At 60.7% G+C, this 17943-nt stretch carries 14 protein-coding genes, 1 tRNA gene and 1 pseudogene; 10 read left to right on the forward strand and 6 right to left on the reverse strand.

Annotated elements, in window-relative coordinates:
* Positions 1-12 precede the first annotated feature (12 nt).
* The 4 genes from SC1_RS11445 to SC1_RS11460 all read left to right on the forward strand — a co-directional run bounded on the left by SC1_RS11445 (position 13) and on the right by SC1_RS11460 (position 1882).
* Positions 13-88, forward strand: a tRNA-Lys gene (locus tag SC1_RS11445).
* Positions 89-397: 309 nt separating this feature from the next.
* A complete protein-coding gene (locus tag SC1_RS11450; protein WP_062181595.1) occupies positions 398-589 on the forward strand; it encodes an excalibur calcium-binding domain-containing protein in 192 nt (63 codons plus the stop codon).
* A complete protein-coding gene (locus SC1_RS22240; RefSeq protein WP_062181598.1) occupies positions 573-1106 on the forward strand; it encodes a hypothetical protein in 534 nt (177 codons plus the stop codon). Before SC1_RS11450 ends, SC1_RS22240 begins: the two co-directional genes overlap by 17 nt.
* Before the next feature lie 350 nt (positions 1107-1456).
* Entirely contained in the window at positions 1457-1882 is a 426-nt protein-coding gene (locus SC1_RS11460; protein ID WP_062181601.1) for a hypothetical protein, read from the forward strand.
* Positions 1883-1927: 45 nt separating this feature from the next.
* Here SC1_RS11460 and SC1_RS21870 read toward each other — a convergent pair whose 3' ends face one another.
* A complete protein-coding gene (locus SC1_RS21870; RefSeq protein ID WP_152682374.1) occupies positions 1928-2119 on the reverse strand; it encodes a hypothetical protein in 192 nt (63 codons plus the stop codon).
* Positions 2120-2175: 56 nt separating this feature from the next.
* On the reverse strand, positions 2176-2379 hold the full coding sequence (locus SC1_RS22455) for a hypothetical protein (protein ID WP_238586663.1): 204 nt from the start codon (positions 2377-2379) through the stop codon (positions 2176-2178).
* Here SC1_RS22455 and SC1_RS11465 point away from each other — a divergent pair.
* The 3 genes and pseudogenes from SC1_RS11465 to SC1_RS11480 all read left to right on the forward strand — a co-directional run bounded on the left by SC1_RS11465 (position 2329) and on the right by SC1_RS11480 (position 6159).
* Positions 2329-2898 (forward strand): SOS response-associated peptidase, encoded by a 570-nt coding sequence (locus SC1_RS11465; protein ID WP_238586664.1) that lies wholly within the window; start codon positions 2329-2331, stop codon positions 2896-2898. The two genes, SC1_RS22455 and SC1_RS11465, sit on opposite strands and share 51 nt — an antisense overlap.
* Before the next feature lie 725 nt (positions 2899-3623).
* On the forward strand, positions 3624-4172 hold the full coding sequence (locus SC1_RS11470; RefSeq protein WP_370568742.1) for a hypothetical protein: 549 nt from the start codon (positions 3624-3626) through the stop codon (positions 4170-4172).
* Between the two features lie 775 nt (positions 4173-4947).
* Positions 4948-6159 (forward strand): annotated as a pseudogene (locus tag SC1_RS11480) (IS3 family transposase).
* Positions 6160-6234: 75 nt separating this feature from the next.
* Here the strand turns inward: SC1_RS11480 and SC1_RS11485 are convergent.
* A complete protein-coding gene (locus SC1_RS11485) occupies positions 6235-6882 on the reverse strand; it encodes a class I SAM-dependent methyltransferase (RefSeq protein ID WP_083435802.1) in 648 nt (215 codons plus the stop codon).
* A gap of 383 nt (positions 6883-7265) precedes the next feature.
* Here SC1_RS11485 and SC1_RS11495 point away from each other — a divergent pair, with 383 nt between their 5' ends.
* The 3 genes from SC1_RS11495 to SC1_RS21610 all read left to right on the forward strand — a co-directional run bounded on the left by SC1_RS11495 (position 7266) and on the right by SC1_RS21610 (position 9748).
* Complete coding sequence (locus tag SC1_RS11495) at positions 7266-8288, forward strand: DUF535 family protein (RefSeq protein WP_083435803.1); 1023 nt, start codon at positions 7266-7268, stop codon at positions 8286-8288.
* Positions 8278-8934, forward strand: a complete 657-nt coding sequence (locus SC1_RS11500; RefSeq protein ID WP_062181618.1) for a class I SAM-dependent methyltransferase — start codon at positions 8278-8280, stop codon at positions 8932-8934. Before SC1_RS11495 ends, SC1_RS11500 begins: the two co-directional genes overlap by 11 nt.
* 556 nt (positions 8935-9490) lie before the next feature.
* Positions 9491-9748 carry a response regulator transcription factor gene (locus SC1_RS21610; protein ID WP_083435804.1) on the forward strand — a complete coding sequence of 86 codons (258 nt, stop codon included), beginning with the start codon at positions 9491-9493 and terminating at the stop codon, positions 9746-9748.
* A gap of 29 nt (positions 9749-9777) precedes the next feature.
* Here the strand turns inward: SC1_RS21610 and SC1_RS11510 are convergent, their stop codons facing one another.
* Genes SC1_RS11510 through SC1_RS11520 form a run of 3 tightly spaced genes read right to left on the reverse strand, consistent with a single transcriptional unit; the run spans position 9778 to position 17943 of the window.
* Positions 9778-10473, reverse strand: a complete 696-nt coding sequence (locus tag SC1_RS11510) for a 4'-phosphopantetheinyl transferase superfamily protein (protein WP_193749157.1) — start codon at positions 10471-10473, stop codon at positions 9778-9780.
* A gap of 28 nt (positions 10474-10501) precedes the next feature.
* Positions 10502-11485: a glycosyltransferase family 2 protein gene (locus tag SC1_RS11515; protein ID WP_062181623.1), complete on the reverse strand. Its 984-nt coding sequence runs from the start codon at positions 11483-11485 to the stop codon at positions 10502-10504.
* Positions 11482-17943: a type I polyketide synthase gene (locus SC1_RS11520; RefSeq protein WP_062181625.1), complete on the reverse strand. Its 6462-nt coding sequence runs from the start codon at positions 17941-17943 to the stop codon at positions 11482-11484. Before SC1_RS11520 ends, SC1_RS11515 begins: the two co-directional genes overlap by 4 nt.

Genomic DNA, 17943 nt, shown 5'->3' on the forward strand with positions numbered 1-17943 from the left:
GAAAATGGCAGTGGACGCATAGCTCAGTTGGTAGAGCAGCTGACTCTTAATCAGCGGGTCCTAGGTTCGAGCCCTAGTGCGTCCACCATAACTTTTCCGCCAATTTTGACCGATCAAGCGCCACCCCTCGGGAGTTGCTTTCGGGTTCACGTAATCGCCACGTAATCGACCGAGCTAGTTTCGGCCTTCCCCTCACCCGTCGTTTACCTGTCGGCGGTATATCGACGCCATGAGAGGGCGCAGACGCTACCATGAGCCACGACGCTACGCTGCGGCGGCATGGCGCCCGCAAGGGCGATCCTCGCCTGTCGGCGGTTATTTCGCTGCAGCTGGTCTGATCGGGGCAGTAGTGGGTGGCTGCTGGGCAATGACGGATCCTGAGCAGCAATAGGCTTTCATGAGCAACGCGAAGGAAGTCGCAATTGACGTCGGCATGATGCGCGAGCGGGCACCGCAGGCTGGCGATCACTGGCGAGGTTGCGACGACGCTCGCGCCGCTGGCACCGCCCCCATCTATCGCGGGGAGCCCGGCTATCGCGAAAGCATGGACGGCGACAACGACGGGATTGCCTGTGAACCATATCGCTAACCAGCGCGCCTCTCGCAGGACACCGCCAATCCTGCGGCTCTGCATTCCGCTGCTCCTGCTGACGTCCGCCTGCGATTCCGCGATCGTCGACGAGGCTCAGCGTGCTGAAGATGAAGGCGCAGTGGTCAACAACGGCGCGATGGAAGCAATGTACCCGGAGACATTCCGCCCAGGCTCGCCGGCTTATCTTGAACGAGATTTCGAAGCGGGGGCGGACTTCATCTGCGACGAGATCAAAGCCAAGCAAAACGTGACATTTGTTCGGAGCCCGATATTCATTGGCGGTAGCCAAGCGCGGCCTTCACATCGGCATTGGTCGCTCGCCAGTCCAAAGCAGCGACAGTTTCTCAGCAATCGCCTTCCATCTCGCCACGCCAGCGGCGTCACCTTCCGATGCAAGGGCGCCTATGCGCTCCGCAATGTAGATCGCAGCGTTGTCACCCTGCTCTCGCTCGACCAGCAACGCGCACGCCCAAAGCTCTCGCTCAGCGGTGATCACTATTTCGCTCCGACCTAGAAGGGCCCCGCCAAAGAGGAAGCCCTTCCGTCCTCTCGGTATGGCTACGCTAGAGGAATCCTGTCGGCCATCTCGCTTGCGAGGTGGCGCTCATGCAGAGATAATATGATTGGAAAGGCGAGAGTCAAGGTTAGCGTCTTCGCTTGGAACGGCTAGGCCAGGCGGACGTTACCTATTTGTCCCGCCGCACGGCATCCTGACATGCCACGTGGCGGCGGCATCTTGGAAACCCCCTCCTTTAAACTGGCCCCGCTTCGGCGGGGTCTTCCTTGTCCGGGGTCGGAATGACCGAAATGGGGTGGGGAGCGGTCAATGCTGGACCGCTCCAACGCGCCTGTTAAGCTCGGGCAATGGTCGAAACCGAATATATCCACCTTGCTCCCAATCAAAAATTGCCAGACGGACCTGGCCGGCCATTCAAGGCGGTCGTAATTGTTGAGGAACCGTCCACAGCTGAATGGCAGAAACTAGTCAGCGAGTGGCTGGTGGCGAGCGGATGCTTATTCATGCTTGCTTGGGGGCACGAGTGCAGCTCATGGGATGACAGCGTCGACCACGCAAATCTCGATGTGTTCGATTATGGCGACATACCGGACGACAAATTCGTCATGACGACGTGGCACGACAACGAACCACTTTCCGAGGTTTTATGGTTTGCCGCTCACGGAGCCGCGCATTCCGACGTCCCACTTGACCTGCTAATCCTCGTTCACATCGCCCGTAATGCTGATGAAGCTGGGAACATGAAAGCTTTTGCTGACGCTGTATCGGGTTGAACCAAAGTCCGCTCCCGGTCGTTTCCGGCCGCTCAGACATCACAATTAACGGCCTGTCGCAGAAGCCCTGTTGCGCAGATGGCGCGACCCAAAGTAGCAAATCACGAAAATCAAACCGGAAAGCATGCCTGCGCCGCCCGCGGTTCCGACTTCCCAAACATAGTGACAAACGTAGAATGCAAGCGATGCACCCAAAGCGATTTTTCCTAGGTTTTCAAGGCGCTCAACCAAACCCATAGCGATGCTCCTCCAGCCTCGATCATAAGGCTTTCGGTGGCGTCCGCAATCAGTCGTTAGCCGCCATCGCCTGCTTCATCGATCAGCCGCTGCACCGCGGCGATCGGCGTGTGATCTTCGAGCTTGATCGTCTCGCCGCATCCCTGACATTCGATCGTGCGGCCCAAATAGCGGACCTGTTCGGCGCCAGAGCCGACCGCGGGTATAATGTGGCCGAAGAAGTCTATCCCGGCTATCCCGGTATTGTCGTCCGCGAACATGAAGGCGCCCGCGTCGTTCAATCCATGACCTGGGGTTTCCCGGTGCGCCTCAAGGGCATGAAGCCCACCAGCAAGCCGAAGCCAGTCAACAACGCACGCGACGACAAGCTGCTGTCGCCGTTCTGGAAGTATTGGTTCTCGACGCCTACACACCGCTGCCTCATCCCGTTCACCGCCTTCGCGGAGGCTGAGGGACCGAAGGGCAAGATGACGCGGACGTGGATCAGCGTGGAGGACCAACCGACTGCGGCTTGGGCGGGACTGTGGCGCCCGTCGGATGAATGGGGCAATTGCTACACCGGCGTCATGGTCGACGCGACTGAGGAACTGTTCGACATCCACGACCGGATGCCGGTCAACCTGCATCCCGACGAGCACGACGCCTGGCTCGACTGTCCAGCGGAAGATGCAATCGCATTGGTGCGCAAATATCCGGCGAGCAGGCTTGTCGTCGATCGCACTGACGAACGCTGGTTCAAGCCCCGGTCGAAACAACCAGAGGGGCCGACGCTTCTCTGAGCCATGCGGTAGAAGTGCCCCGTTTCGAGGCACTTTAGCGTTTTGGTGATTTGTCCATGCTACCAGAGACGCATGGAGATTCCGCGCGACGCCATATATTTTGAGCAACTTGCCCGTGTCGCACGGGTAAAGGCCGCCCAATGCGCGGATCCAGTTCTCGCCGTCCGGCTTCGGGAGCAGGCCATCAAGCATGAACGGACAGCGCGAAGACTTCGAAGGGCGGAAACTCCTTCATAGCCGCCGAACTGGTTTGCGATGCCAAAAAGGCCGCGCCAGTGGAACGCGGCCTTCTCGTTCTCCCGCTAGTGGGTCGTGCAGGAAAAGCCCCCTCCGCCCTAGGAGGTCGCCTTGGGCGTCAGAGCTGAGAGGCTACGCCGAAGTGAATCTGAGTCAACGATCAGATTGTTCGCATTCGAACCATATTGAGACAGGTCAACTGCGGCGCACGGGGAGTCGCCTGATGACAGATGCGAAGTCAACGGCATCCACGTCGCACGCCAATTCAGTGGCAAACCATACAATTGCCATCTTGGATTTGATTGTCGTTGCTCAACAATTTCACGTCATTAAAGCTCCCAACTCCTAATGGGGAGAGGGGCAACATGAAGTACATGACAATGGTCGCGACTGCGGCCGCAATTCTCGCTGCGCCCGCAGGTCACGCGCAAGAGGCTGTCGTAGCGCCAGCCGCAGCCGCTATCTTGCAAGCTCCAACGAACAACGCCATGCTTCGCGCTGGTACGCCGGTGGTGTTGCGGATGATGGAAGAGATCACCACGCAGAAAAAAGCGGCACGCGTCGGACAGCGCTTCATGATGGAAGTCGCCGAGCCGGTGGTGGTCAACAACGTCACCGTTGTGCCGAGCGGGACGCCGGCATGGGGCGAGATAACGAACGTCCGCAACAAGGGCATGTGGGGAAAGTCGGGCAAGCTCGACGCCCGCGTCCTCTATATGCGTATCAACGGGCGTCAGATCCGCCTGACCGGTACGTTCGATGACAAGGGCGTCACTGGAACTGCGGGGGTTGTCGGCGCCGTCGTCCTGGTACCGGTCGTCGGCTTCTTCGTGACGGGCACCAGCGCGGTACTTCCGAAGGGCGGCACGGTTGGTGGGTTCATTGACGAAGACGTTGAGCTTTCGTTCGCAAATGCCGCGCCAGCGCCGCTGCAAGTTCCAGCGCCGTCGCCAGCTATGGCGGTACCGGTGGCTGCACCCGCGCCTGCTGCTGTGCAGGCTGAACCCGTTGCGGCATCGGTCACGCCTGGCAGCTAAATGTGCCGAGCGGTGTGGGTGTCCGATCTGCCCCGCTCAGGACATTGGCGAATGGGATAATCAGCAATGAAGTCCTTGCAACTTCTGCCATGCAGCACTCGCCGTTGACTCGCGGTTTATCCAGGCGGCGTTTTTATATCCTCGACTCTCGCGCGGATAAGCCTAGGCTCTGTCGGCAAAGGCTCTCTACGGCGACCCTCGTGAGAGCCAATGGGGCTTCCTTTGGTCACGACCGCAGAGGATAGAGGAGGCCCTGTCGGAGGATGGGGCCTTTTCTGCGCGCCTAACCTAATCTTCACCACCGCTAGCTATCCCGATCCAGCTTTCGGCGACCCGAGAGTCGAACCCCGTCACGCGGCCCTCGTGTGGCGGGGTTTTTGCTGGGTGCTGGTGAAAATCACGGCCAAGTACGGACGAGCGCGCAAGGCGGCTATTTGACGACGTGATCGCAAAACCCACGTCCAAAATTGTGCAATAAATGATAAATTTCGCTCATTCTGGTTTTTCGTATGTAGTTTTACCCAAATTGTTCGACGATCGAATGAATGGTACAAAATATTCGAATCGCAATATTATCGCGATGGGGAAATTCAAAATATTACTCGGTGGAGAGGCGGGTCTATGAGACTTTCGGCGCTCGCTATTGTTGCCTGTTTGATTGCCTGCTCGAACCAATCGGATTCGGGCACTTCGGTGGTTGTGCCAGGCACTGACATGACCCCCTGATTTTCCTCCAACATTGATTAGAGTCCGGCCTTGAAGGAAGGACGGACAGATGAAGCGTACGAGGTTTTCGGAAGAGCAGATCATCGGCGTGCTGAAGGAAGCGGAAGCTGGCGCTAAGACCGGTGACCTTGCCCGGCGGCATGGGGTATCTGAAGCGACGATATACAACTGGAAGTCGAAGTATGGCGGGCTGGAGGTATCCGATGCCCGGCGACTGAAGGAACTCGAGAGCGAGAACGCGAAGCTCAAGCGGCTGTTGGCCGATGCGATGCTCGACCAGGCTGCGTTGAAGGATCTCCTGACAAAAAAGTTCTGACGCCCGCTGCCAAGCGGGAAGCTGTGGCTCATCTCCAGGCTTGCCACGGGATGAGCGAACGGCGGGCGTGCCGTGTCATCGATGCCGATCGCAGAAGCGTGCGTTACCGTTCCACACGGGACGACGATGCCGAGCTTCGCGAGAAGCTGCGCGAGCTGGCGAACCAGCGGCGCCGCTTCGGCTACCGTCGTCTTCATATCCTGCTGCGCCGGGATGGCGTGATGATCAACCGCAAGAAAACCCAGCGGCTCTATCGTGAGGAAGGGCTGGCGGTCAGGCGGCGACGGAGCCGCAAGCGAGCCGTCGGCACGAGGGCACCTGCTCCGGTTCTGGCGCTGCCGAACCAGCGCTGGAGCCTCGAGTAGGGCGCGCTGCGCTTGCCCCTATACGCTACGCTCCGAGTCCGTCCATGATCAGATGGCGTCGGGCAGGCGATTCCGCGTGCTCAACGTGGTCGATGACGTGACCCGGGAGTGCCTGGCAGCGGTGCCCGACACCTCGATCTCGGGGCGCCGTGTCGTGCGCGAGCTGACCGAGCTGATCGCCCGGCGTGGCAAGCCCGGCATGATCGTCAGCGACAACGGAACCGAGCTCACCAGTAATGCTGTGCTGGCATGGTGCGGGGAGATCGGCGTGGAGTGGCACTACATCGCTCCGGGAAGACCAATGCAGAACGGCTACGTCGAGAGCTTCAACGGAAGGATGCGCGATGAACTGCTCAACGAGACGCCGTTCATGAGCCTCGCCCATGCCAGGGGCGAGATCGCTGCTTGGGTGGATGATTACAACCGGGAGAGACCACACTCATCCCTTGGCTACGCAACCCCGGCGGCGTTCGCCGCCGAACTGGATCAGCAATGGCCTGCTTCGCTCCGCCCTACGGGCTCCGCTACGCAGGCCATTGCTTCAACCGCGCTCATGCGCAACAAAGCCGCTGGGCTCTAATCCCGGCTGGTGGAAACCAGGGGGTCACGTCAAAGAACGCGCGTTCCTCTTTAAGTTCATGTCGAATTTATGCGATTACCGCTGCACGCGATAGGTATAATAGCTCTTCGGCAGGCCCAGCATCGTTTCCGTTTTCAATGTTCCGTCAGGGAAATATGAATTCAGATCTGTTTTCTTGATTACCACAGTCCCCAAAATCATGAGATTCCAGTCGGGAAGTATTTTTTCCCATCTCCTATGCAGCATATCTTTTACGCGCTTTGGAATCCACCACCAGAACGGAATTCCCGTATGGGCTTCCAACGGAAACCATATGGATGGCGTCTGCACCCAATATGATGGCGCCAATCGGCGTACTTCCTGCGCGAAAAGCTTCTCATTTTCCGGTCCGCCGACGTGCTCGATAACGCTGTTGCTGAATGCGATATCAAAGTGATTGTCCGCGAAATCGGGAAGATTGGTCGCGCTTCCTTCGATGAAGGTAAAATTATGATGGCTATCCGTCTCTTCGCGCATATTTGAGTCGGGCAAATTCACAATCGTGATGTCCATCGGGGTGTCGACGAATTCCCAAATGTGCGGTGTCCCTCCCAGGTCGATGATGCGGGTTCCTGACGATGGCTGCAGCAATCGTTCGAAATCTTGCATCCGACCGCGCCGGGCATGAGGAGCGACAAGCCCTTTCAGGAAATAGAACAGCTTTATACGAGCGTATCGAAGCATGTTAATCCCTCGCTCCGCCGACGTCCGGGGACATCAGCAGCGATTGACGATCGGGTGCCGCATTCTGAACAGCCATATATCGTGGGCGTTCCGCGGTCCATTGGCACTTTGAACTGCCTATTTTTGATTGTGCAAATTACCCGATATTTGGCGGAATTTCTTTCGGTCGATACCGTCGCGGGAGGTCTATCCTTGTGCGGCCCGTTTTTCGGTCGTCAGAATGAGACGAATCCTCTTGGAGTTCCTGCAATTCCCTTTGGTTTTTTCGGGATATCGGAGCCCGCCGGCTTGTGTCACCTTTTTCGTGGGAAGAATAGCCGGGCGGGCGCGTTAGCACTCCGCAACGCCATTTGCCTTCCCGGGATCAGGGGCTTGAGCGAAGCATGGGCTTTCCAGCTTTCGTACAAAATGTGATGATAAAGCGCAGGCTGGCGCGGGACCAAACGCCCGCCCGGTCCCACCATGTTGCCTGGCTATGGCGTCACTCAGCAGAAATCGCCAGCGGACATTCCCCGGGCGCTTTCATCAAGCGCGCCCGCTTTCTGTACCTTGGCTGGAAGCATCAGGATCTTCTGGAACGATTTCTCGGCGACCGGCGCACGCCATTGTTTGAACGACTGGTCACGGAACGCCCGGACGTTCTCAATGTACTGGTCGCCCCCTATCAGTCGACCAACTGGGACGTCCGCACGCGCCTCAACAAGCTCCATGCCCATTACAGGACGATGGAGGAACTGGACTGGGTGTTCGACCCGCTTGTCGAGCGCGAGGTCGAGTTCTGCAAACTTCTTGCCGCACATCCCGATTTGCGCCTCGTCCTGGACGACGCGATTTGGTTTCAAGACGAGGGGCCTCTCGTCTTCAATCTGTTTCTGGACGATACCCGGATATTCTCCCTCGCATTCGCATTGCGCTTCGAACAGGGCAACCTGATCGCGCATGTGGGTGCCGTGCAGGGACGGAACGATGTCGACCTGCCGGATGTGAAGGACATTTATCGCGAATTGACGCGCACGGCCTTTGGCATGCGCCCCCGCGACCTGCTTATCGAAACCTTTCAACTCGTTTGCCAGCATATCGGTGTGGAACGGATCTTTCTTGTTTCCAGCGAACATCAGCAGCGGCGGGATGCGTTTTTCACGGTGGCGCGGCACAAGGTGCACGCGAACTATGACACGATATGGATTGAGCGTGGGGCATGGCGATTGGACGAATCGACGTTCGAACTGCCGCTCCGGGCCAAGCGTCGCGACGCGGCCGACATCCCGCAACGTAAACGCCGGCAATATGAGCGCCGCTATGCGATGCTCGCTGCCGCGTCGGAACATATCGCCATGACACTTGGCGCACGGCGGGACGGCGGCATAGCTGCTTCCCACGCGAAGGGGCAGGACCTTGCTGACTAGTCTGCGCAACCGCAATCTGACGGCGCGCGTTCGCCAGCCCGTCGACGAGCTTTGGGATCGCTATCTCGGTGTGCGCACCTTCGGCCACCATCCAGGCAGCGGCGCGCCCGGCGATCGCGAATGGTATATGCATTATATTCCGTCGTCCTACCGCGACGTATTCGCCGTTCTCGATCGGGCCGGACTAGGCCCTGACGATGTCGTGACCGATCTGGGGTGCGGACTCGGCCGTGTGGCATTCGCGGCCAGTCACCGCGGCGCCGCGCGGGTGGAAGGCGTGGATCTTATCCCGTCATTGATCGAAACGGCCAACGCCAACCTGGCGCGCAGCCGATTGAAGAGTCGCAATATCCGCTTCCATGCACGCAACGCGCTCGATCACGACCTCGGCGATACAAGCCTGCTCTATCTTTTCCATCCGTTCGGCCCCGAGATATTGGGCGAAGTGATAGAAAAAGCGCGAAAAGACCGCCGAGTTGCGGGCATTCGGCGACCGCTGCGCATAGCCTATGTCAATCCGATCGGAGAAGCCGTGCTGAATGAGGCGGGATGGCTGCGCCCCACCGGCGACACGCATCCCCAGCCCGAGCGATTTTCGAACGCGCTGCACTATCGCACCGCCTTCTGGGAATCCACGGACGCCTGAGACGAGTATTCGCGAGTTTCGGTTTCCCATCAAACACCGTTCAGAAACTTAGCGCCGGTTGGGATCACCCCAAAATGGGCCTGTTCATATCAACGGATTTGTCGTCGCGGCCGACTCGCTGAGCGGCTGCGACTCCTGCCTCACACACCCAAGAAACGAATCACTCCGCAACCTTTTTGGTCGGATCGCGACATATCTGGTTGCGGGACTCCACGCTCCGGGCCAGCTTAACCATTATTTCTGCTCCCAGATTGAAACAATCTGTGGGCAAGGAAAACTTATCCACCGCTAAATGTAGCCCCGATTTAGCCTGTTACAGCTTGCCTCGAGCCGCCCCACGAGGCCGGGCGAGCTAGCGAATCACCCGAATTTCGTATTTTCACAGAGTCAACATGAGATTCGGAAAATTTACCAATAACATTAAGATCCGCTCTCAAGCGATCGAAAACGCCCACAGCCGCCAAAATTTTTTTCGTGACTCCCTCCCCCTGATTAAGACATTCTGTTTCAGCGAGGGCAAAATTAACTTCTTTTTTATCACCAGAGGGAGGGACCCATGTCCAAATATACGGAAGGAATCAGACTTACAGATCGCGAATATGAGGTGCTTCGTCTCGTAGCCCTTGGACTTTCCGCCAAAGAAGCGGCCTTGGAACTGGACATCGCACCGTGCACGGTTGAACGTCATGTCGAAAACGTTCGTCTCAAGACAAGAACGCGAAACCGCGCACATCTGATCGCTCATGTGATCAGGGAAGGGCTGCTACCCCAAGAACGGTATACAACCGACATTGGCGCAGCAGCTGCTCACTAACCAGATGCGCTGGGAGAGCGCAAATGGGATTACAGGCTTGTACGACGAGACCAAGCCATAATCGGGTCGCCCAATTCTAGGGCGCCGGTGCGGTAACGGCCTCCACCGAACTGCACCGTCGTCACTTGGTCTTCAGATACGCATTCCACATCTTTCAACGGAATGCTCAAGCCACGTCCGCAAGCCTTCACGCAGGCCTCTTTGCGGACCCATATCTCTAAAAACTCCTTGGAGTAGCAGGCATCCGGCGAACTCGTTCGCATGGCCACGGATTGCTCTGCCTCGGTAAAATGCAGATCCATCAGTTCGGCCGCATCTTCGACGGTCCGAAGAACCTCGATATCGACGCCGACGGGCTCGCTCTCATTTATGCCCAGCATCGCAAAGCCACCACTATAGCTCAGACTATAGTTTATCTGTGGGAACCGAATCAGATGCGGCTTTCCAAAGCTGTCCTTGCCGATGTCCCAAGCGTCGGCCGGGACGCCGTAGCGATCCCGCAACAGCATATGTAACGCTCCGTGGGCGGCGATATAACGGTGACGCAACGCGCGAAAGCGGAAGCGATTTGCCGTTTCCATCTCTTCGCTCGACAGCAGATGCTCGAAGGCTTCGACATTGCTTTGCTCGGTATCGACAAGCCACATCGGAAAGCCGCTGGCCGTTGACGGCAAACGTCGCGCGTCGAGCCCCTGCCCGCATAGCGCGGCGTCAAATTCCAGCACAGTTTTCGCGACCATCGGACGGTGACGATCAGCGACGCCGAGGCAGAAAAGCCGCGTGACGAATAAAATCCTGGAACAGATAGGGCGGGTCTGGCTCGGCCACTTTTCTGACGAGCTGCTTGAAACGCGCAAGGACATGCGCGACGATCCAACTGAAATCAGCCAGAATGCCGTAAACGCGTCCGTGATTTTTGAGGAAGTAGCGCCGGCGGGAATGAAACCAATAGGCCGGAAGGCGGCGCAACCTGATCTGCTTGCCGGTGATGCCTGTACTCTGGCCCGCGATGTGCAACACCACCGCATCGGGGACGTACCAGCATTCCCATCCCCTGCGCGTCGCGTGGAGGCAGAAATCGGTTTCCTCATAATAGAGGAAATATTCCTCGTCGAACCGCATGTCGTCTTCGAGCAACTCGCGGCGGATGATGAAACTGGCGCCAGAAACCCAATCGACTTTCTCGCTGCGCGATCCCATCCGGCGTAGCGTGGCGCTCCCGCGCAGCAGCCGGGATACCAGATTCAGGCGGGATCCCCGCTCGATTTCGCCGAGCAGGCTGGGAAAACGAAAGGCATAGGGCCAGGGCTGGCCGTCGGCGTCGAGTAACGCGCTACCGGCGATTCCCGCCTTGGGATGAGCGGCCATGAAGCGCGCCAATGCGCTCGCGGCGCCGGGCATCACCCGCGTATCGGGATTGAGAAGCCAGACGAGATCGGCTGGATCGGGTCGATCCAGCGCCCAGGCGATGCCCAGATTGCTGCCTGCACCGAAACCCCGGTTTTCGGGGGATCGCATCAGCGTGACCCAATCCCAGTTGCGCGCCCGGATTACTTCCTCGATCAGGTCGGCCGAGCCATCGTTCGATGCATTGTCGATGACGATCACGCGCAGGCCCGGGCAATCTTCCCGATCCGCCTCGAGGCTTTCGAGGCATTGCGTTACGAGCGTGCCGGTGCGGTAGTTGACGACAATGACATCGACCGTCGCTTGGGGGTTTCGATTGTTCGTGCTCATTCTGCCGCCACCATATCTCGCCCGCCGTTCGGGTCCTGTTGATCACCGGGATTGCTCCGGTCGGCCCGCTCCGCCGCGCCGTCGAGGGCATATTGGAAATGACGGGCCAATATGCCGACATGCGGTTCCTGCAAGGCGCTGCTGTGTCCGCCCGGGACCTGAACGAGCGTGACCGGTTCGGCCACCCGTTTCCCCCAGCCTAGCGCAACGTCGCTGTAGATTTCCTGATAGGGCATGTCGTCAACTTCCCCATTTCCGCCGCTCGCCTTAAAGATCACGACGCTGCCGTCCGCAAAAAGGCCCTCTGGCCGATGAAGCGTGTGCGCCACCTCATAAAGTTTCAAGAACGGGATTGCCGGTTCGCTGTCCGTCCGTTCGCTGACAGATGACTGCGCGGCATTGACCGCGCCCAATTGCCTTACGGCGCGCCGGTCGCGCGCCTTTGCCGCGCGCGATTCGACTTCCCACCGGACGGCGTTGACCGTCTTGCGTGCCAGTGCCGGGACCAGCCTTGCGGCGCCTTCGTCCTGCATCAGCGCCTGCACCCGGCCAAATCGTGCCCGGGTGATGTAGAAGCGCCGTTTCGCCGCCGCCACGTCGGCCGCGTCGATGATCCCAACAAAGGCGACCCGCTCACCCGCATCCTGCAACTGGCGGGCGATTTCGAACGCTATGACGCCGCCGGCGCATAGCCCCGCGAGATAATAGGGGCCGTGCGACTGGACCATTCGGATACGCTCGACATAGTTCGTCGCCATCTCGCGAATATGCGTGTGGGCGTAGCCGCCCGCAGAGTTTCTGAGTGGCTCGATGCCATAGATCGGCCGGTCCGGATCGAGCCGAAGAGCAAGCCCCCGATAGAGCAATGTTTCGCCCAAACCGTCGTGGACGAAGAAGATCGGCGTGCCGCTGCCACCGCTCCGGATGTTCACGACCTCACGCGTGGTGGCCTTGCCGACATCGGCTGCCTCATCGCAATCGGGTGTGGAGGCCGCACCATCCGGGTCGAGTTCGGCAGCGAGCGACGCCACCGTCGGCATATCGAGCAAGGATGCGAGCGGCAGCATCTTGCCGGTCTTTTTGCGGAGCCGGTTGGTGAATTGCACCGCAAGCAATGAATGGCCGCCAAGGTCGAAGAAATTGTCATTGCGGCCTATCGGCTGCACGCCCAGCAAGTCGGACCATAGATCGGCGATCACCTGTTCCATCGCCGTCACGGGCAGATCGACGGAAGCCTCGCCGTCCGCCGAGATATCGCGCCGCACCGCTCGCACGGGTGCGCGTAGCTGTGTAAGCGCGGCATCGATATCCGAAGGCGATATGATCACCTGCGGACGCGCATGCCCATGAAGCAGTGCTTCGATAACCTTGATGCCTTCCTCGGGCAGGATGGCATTGACGCGCTCTGCCAGAGCACCAGTCGCCTCTCGGCTCGACGACGCCGCACCATTGCCGCCTTGTGGCAACAGGCCCGTGTCACGCACGCGCATCATGGTGAATTCAGCGATTTCAGCCAGCACCCGGCCATTCTGGTCGGCAATCGTCACATCGAACACGGCCATGACATTGGCGTGTGCTCCGGACCGATGCCGGATATGGCTGACGACCGATGGAGTCAGCGGCGCGTGCATCACTAGCCGCCGATAGGCGAATGGCGCGAAGAAATCCTGGCCGGGCCGATAATCAGGAATCAGCGCCTGCGCGCCCGCGGTGGCGAAGTCGAGCAAGGCGGGATGCAGGTGCACCCGAGCGAACTCCTCATGGAATGCAGGGTCCATCTCCAGGTGCAACACCGCCTCATTTTCGGCGTAGGCAGTACGCTGGACGGTCGACCAGCGCGGACCGAACTGGAGCGCCACGCTGGAGGCCTCCTTGCCGTCGATCACGCGCGGACAACGCCGTTCAAGCCCTTCGATGTCCATAGGATCCGGAACCGCCAGCAAATTTGGTGCAGACACCTGACCGCTGGCGTGCTCGATCCAATTCGACGCGGCATCCGCCGGTCGGCCCAGAATCGTGAAGCCCCAATCTTCGCCGACGCGGCGTTTCAGATGGACCCGCACGGCGCGGGCCTGACCGTCCTCGACCGCGAATGGCGTCAGGAACCGGACGTCCGACAGCACAACCATTCCCGAATGAACGAGACTGTAAGAGGCGCGCGCAAGTTCGAGAAAGCCCGTGCCCGGAATAACGGCGCCCGCCCCGGCGATCCGATGTTCGTCGAGCAGCCAATGCCGGTCCGGCGACAGCATCGCCGAAACGACGAACTCGTCGGGCGAAATGATATGCAGGCTGTCGAGGAACGGGTGGTCGACGGCCTTGCCCTCAGGCAATTGATCGGCGAGCCCGTCGTCCGGGCGGCTATCCAGCGCCGCTGCCATTCCGACCTCGCGCCACGGGCTCCAGTCAACAGCCAGGACGCGCGTACCGCCCACCCCGTGGCGCGACTGTGCATAGGCATCGAGAAACGCATTGGCGGCCGCATAGTCCGCCTGGCCCGGCAAGCCGGCAAACGCACTGATCGAGGAGAACAGCATGATGAATTCGGGCTTCTGCCCCGCCAATGCGTCTTCCAGCGCCAATGTGCCGGCCACCTTTGGACGTAGGACGGCCGCCATCGCCGCATGCGATTTGGTTTCGATGAGGCCATCGTCCAGCGCACCGGCAGCGTGGAAAACGCCCGTCACCGGCCCGAGTTTTGCCGTGATCCGGCGTATGGCATCACGCATCGCGCGCGCATTGCCGACGTCGGCGGCGACAACTTCCACGGTTGCGCCGGACGCTTCCAGCCCCATCACCTTACGAATGCGGTCCTGCATTGCAGGATCGGCGGTTCCGTCGGCCAGAATATCCGGCCAATTGTCTCGCGGCGGCAATGCCGACCGGCCCAGCAACGCGATGCGGACATCGCCGCGGTCGGCAATATGCCGCGCGATCGTGAGCCCGAGTCCGCCGAGTCCACCGGTCACGAGATAGGTAGCGCCTGGGCGAAGCGCGGCTGCAGGCGACGTCAATCCAGCCTGCGCCGGTGGGATCTGGCTGAATTTCTGAACCCAGCGCTCGCCGCCACGATAGGCGACCACCCGGTCGCGCCACTCCGCTGCCAGTTCGCTCACCACGGCTTCGGCGGTCACCGAAACCGAATCTGGTGTCGGCAAAGCCACATCGACGCACCGAATGCGAAGATGGGGATATTCGGCCGGAACCACGCTTGCGGCGCCCACGACCGTCGCCTTGGCAGGCATCAGATTGCCGTCGCCGCCGATCCGCTGCACGCGATCGGTCAGGATCGCGATATCGACCGGCTCATCGCCGGTCTGGTGCGCTAGCTCGCGGGACAAGGCAATCAGGCTGAAAAAGCCGAGGTCCTGCAATCTGCGGACATCGGGCTGCTTGCGGCCGGTCCCTGTGACCAGCCAGCAATGATAGATTTGCGTCGGCAGGCGGCCTTCGGCGCCCAGCAAATCGAAAAGCCGTCCATAATCGCCCTGGCTGGCAGGATTGACCGAAAACAGCCCCTCGCCCAGCCGTCCGAAGCGATCGCCGGCACGAACGACAACGACCTCCCGTCCCGCTTCGCGCAGACGACGGGCAATCTCGCGCCCCAGCCCTCGCATATCCTCCATGACCAGCGCCACGCCTTCCGGCATCGCGGAGGCATCGAGATAGGAACGCGTCCAGACGGGCTCATATTGCCATTCGGCGGGATCGTCAGATCGGTCCGCTGCGTCCCCTGCCCCGTCGGACATGGCGAGCTGCGCACCTGCGTCATACCAGTGACGCTGACGCTCGAACCGATAGGTCGGCAAGGGAATGCGCAGGCGCTGTTCGTCCTGCCAGAACGCGTCCCAGTCGATCTCGACACCCGCCGCCCAAAGCTGTCCCAACGCGTCGAGCCAGGCCGCATCGTCATCGATGCGCTGGTCGGGGTGCCGCATCGAACTGATGACCGGCTGCTCGCGCGCGCGGTCGGGATGTTGCCGCGCCAGGCTGGCCATCCCGCGGCCGGGACCGACTTCGAGAAGCGCCCTCTCCTGATCGTCGAGCAGGCGGTGCAGCCCGTCGGTGAAGCGTACGGTCTCGCGCAGATGCCGCACCCAATATTCGGGATTGGTGACGTCCGCCGCCGTCGCCCAGTCACCCGTCAGGTTCGAAGCGAAGGGGATCGTCGGCGCGCGAAGATCGATCGTCCGCATCAGCGCGCGGAACTCAGGCAGGATCGGGTCGAGCATCGGCGAATGTGCCGCGACCGAAATACGGACGACCTGCGCTTCGATCTCGCGCGCGGCAAGCAGGTCGTTGAAACCCGCAATGGCGGCAGCCGGGCCGGACACGACGCAAAGCCCGGGCGCATTGATCGCGGCGATCGACAGTTCCGGCGGCAACAACGGCAGCAGTTCGGCCTCCGAAAGCGGCACGCTCAGCATACCGCCATCGCGAACCGTCTCGAACAGCCGGCCGCGCGTCGACACGATCCGCAGCCCCGCTTCCATGTCGATCACGCCTGCGAGATGTGCGGCGGCATATTCGCCGGAGCTGTGACCGATCATCGCCGACGGCTGGACGCCGACCGACATCCACAGTCGCGCGAGCGCAGTCTGGATGATGAACAATGCGGGAAGCGCGATCGATGGGCGCTCCAATTCGGCGGCCGCCTGCGCGCGGTCCAAGTCGTTCGGCAACAACCAGCGCCGTACGTTCGCCACGCCGATCCGGTCGAGAATGGCGAGACCGTCATCGACAGCCTGTCGGAACAGCGGTTCGGTATCATAGAGTCCGCGCGCCATGTCGGCGTGTTGCGGTCCGGCACCGCAGAAGAGGAACGCCACCGAGCGCTCGGCGACCGGCTTCGGTTGCGAAACCTCCTGCCCCGCGATCTCACGAAGCCGGGCGGCCGCCTCCTCGCTGCACGCCGCCACGGCGAAGCGGCGTTGCGGCAGGTGCTGGCGTCCGATCGACAGCGTGAACGCCGTATCGGGCAGACCTGCTTGCGGGCGAGTCTCGATAAAGTCGGCGAGCGCGGCCGCATTCGCCTGCAAGGCGGCAGACGATTTGGCGGTGCAAAGAAGCAGCTGGCGACGCCGGCTCGGTCCGCTGGCCGGGCGCGGCGGCGCTTCTTCGAGCACGACATGTGCGTTCGTGCCCCCCACGCCGAGCGAACTGACTCCCGCCCGACGGGGTGCCCCGCCGGGCGACGTCGTCCAGGGCGAGCGCTCGGCCTGGATGCGGAACGGGCTGCCTTCCAAGCCCAGCGCCGGATTGGGCGCATCGAAATTGAGCGAAGCCGGCAGCTCTCCATTGTGCAGCGCCAGCGCGACCTTGATCAGCCCGGCAGCGCCGGCCGCCGTGTCGGTATGCCCGATATTGCCCTTTACCGACCCGATGGCGCAATGACCGACGCTGTCGGTGGACTGACGAAAGGCCTCGGTCAGCGCAGCGAGCTCGATCGGATCACCGACCGGCGTGCCGGTACCGTGCGCCTCGACATAGCTGATCGAGCCGGCATCAATGTCGGCGATCGCCAGTGCTTCGGCAATCACCTTGGCCTGCCCGTCGACGCTGGGAGCCAGATATCCGACCTTGCCGGCGCCGTCATTGTTGATCGCCGACCCGCGCAGCACGGCATAGATATGATCGCCCGCCGCCACCGCATCCTCGAGCCGCCGCAACGCCAACACCGCGACCCCGCTGCCGAATACTGTACCCTGCGATGCCGCATCAAAGGGACGGCAATGGCCGTCGGGCGACAGGATTTCGCCCTCCTCGTAAATATAGCCCTGCCGGTGCGGCAGTTCGATCGACGAACCGCCGGCGATTGCCATGTCGCACTCGCCGTTGAGCAGGCTCTGCGCCGCCATATGGATCGAAACAAGCGAGGTCGAGCACGCGGTCTGCACGTTGATGCTCGGCCCCTTGAGATCGAACAGATAGGAGACGCGTGTGGTCAGGAAGTCCTTGTCGTTGCTTGTATGCCGCAACAAGAACAGGCCGACGTCGCGGACCAGTTTGGAATTGGTCAGCAGGTTATACGGCATATAGGCGTTGTGGCCCGAACCGGCGAAGACGCCGACCACGCCATCGAAACGCTGCGGCGTGTAGCCGGCATTTTCGAGCGCTTCCCACGTGCATTCCAGGAAATGGCGGTGCTGCGGGTCCATGATTGCCGCATCGCGCGGGCTCATTCCGAACAGCGTCGCGTCGAAACATTCCATATCTTCGAGCGGAGCGCCGCGGCGGACATAGTTGCGATTGCGCAGCGACGCCGGACTGACCCCTGCTGCGAGCAGCTCCTCGTCCGAATAGGTACGGATCGCCTCGCGGCCACCCTGAAGCAGATCCCAATAGTCGTCGATTCCCCGCGCGTCGGCGAACCGGCACGACATGCCCACGATCGCGATTGCCGCCTCGGGTAGATCCGCTTCGCTGGTGGGACCGAAGGAGCTGTGATTCTGTTCCAT

Source organism: Sphingopyxis sp. C-1 (assembly GCF_001047015.1).
Classification (GTDB): Bacteria; Pseudomonadota; Alphaproteobacteria; order Sphingomonadales; family Sphingomonadaceae; genus Sphingopyxis.

Bases quoted from the DNA above. Each gene is read 5' to 3' on its own strand.
- SC1_RS11450 (WP_062181595.1), top strand. From the start codon at position 398: ATGAGCAACGCGAAGGAAGTCGCAATTGACGTCGGCATGATGCGCGAG.
- SC1_RS11460 (WP_062181601.1), top strand. From the start codon at position 1,457: ATGGTCGAAACCGAATATATCCACCTTGCTCCCAATCAAAAATTGCCA.
- SC1_RS21870 (WP_152682374.1), bottom strand. From the start codon at position 2,119: ATGGGTTTGGTTGAGCGCCTTGAAAACCTAGGAAAAATCGCTTTGGGT.
- SC1_RS22455 (WP_238586663.1), bottom strand. From the start codon at position 2,379: ATGTTCGCGGACGACAATACCGGGATAGCCGGGATAGACTTCTTCGGC.
- SC1_RS11470 (WP_370568742.1), top strand. From the start codon at position 3,624: ATGCTTCGCGCTGGTACGCCGGTGGTGTTGCGGATGATGGAAGAGATC.
- SC1_RS11485 (WP_083435802.1), bottom strand. From the start codon at position 6,882: ATGCTTCGATACGCTCGTATAAAGCTGTTCTATTTCCTGAAAGGGCTT.
- SC1_RS11495 (WP_083435803.1), top strand. From the start codon at position 7,266: ATGGGCTTTCCAGCTTTCGTACAAAATGTGATGATAAAGCGCAGGCTG.
- SC1_RS21610 (WP_083435804.1), top strand. From the start codon at position 9,491: ATGTCCAAATATACGGAAGGAATCAGACTTACAGATCGCGAATATGAG.
- SC1_RS11515 (WP_062181623.1), bottom strand. From the start codon at position 11,485: ATGAGCACGAACAATCGAAACCCCCAAGCGACGGTCGATGTCATTGTC.
- SC1_RS11520 (WP_062181625.1), bottom strand. From the start codon at position 17,943: ATGGAACAGAATCACAGCTCCTTCGGTCCCACCAGCGAAGCGGATCTA.